Raw genomic sequence first — 815 nt, forward strand, 5'->3', positions numbered from 1 at the left:
CAACAAATATGGTTACAGCTGCTGCAGTTGCTATGAGTAACAGGTTGCCAATTTTATTTTTACCTGGAGACACATATGCGAATAGAATGCCAGATCCAGTTTTACAACAAGTTGAGCATTTTAATAATCCAGGAATAACAGCCAATGATGCATTTAAACCAGTTACAAGATATTTTGATCGAATAACTAGACCAGAACAAATTATTCAATCATTCCCAGCAGCAGTTCAAACAATGTTAGATCCTGCAGATTGCGGTCCCGCGTGTATCGCTTTAAGTCAAGATATACAAGGTCAAACTTTTGATTACCCTGAAGAATTGTTTAAAGAAAGAGTACACGCAATTAGAAGACCAAGACCAGATGAATTTCAAATCAAAGAAGCAGCAGAAAAAATTAAGTCATCTAAGAACCCAATTATAATTTCTGGTGGTGGAGTTTTTTACTCAGATGCAATGGAAGAGTTAAGTCAGTTTGCTATTAAACACAACATACCAGTAACTCAAACTGTGATGGGATATTCTACAATGAAAAGAGATCATTCTCATTTTGCAGGCCAGATTGGCGGTTTAGGTGGAAAAAATACAAATACATTAGCAAAAGAAACAGATTTAGCAATTGCAGTTGGAACCAAACTTGCAGATTTTACAACTGGTTCATGGGCAAATTTTGAAAACGAAAATTTTAAACTAGTTTCAATAAATGTATCAAGATTTGATGCTAACAAACATTTAGCACAAGCGGTCATTGGAGATGCTAAAGTTTCATTAACCGAACTTTCACAAGCGTTAGGTAGTTGGAAAGCTGGAGAAGAATGG

1 pseudogene is annotated in these 815 nt (G+C 35.6%); it reads left to right on the forward strand.

What is annotated here, in order from left to right:
- Nucleotides 1–815, forward strand: a pseudogene (locus AMN81_RS03025) (thiamine pyrophosphate-binding protein); the annotation flags it as partial.

It is taken from the genome of Candidatus Pelagibacter communis (assembly GCF_001179845.1).
In the GTDB taxonomy this organism is placed as follows: Bacteria; Pseudomonadota; Alphaproteobacteria; order Pelagibacterales; family Pelagibacteraceae; genus Pelagibacter; species Pelagibacter ubique_Q.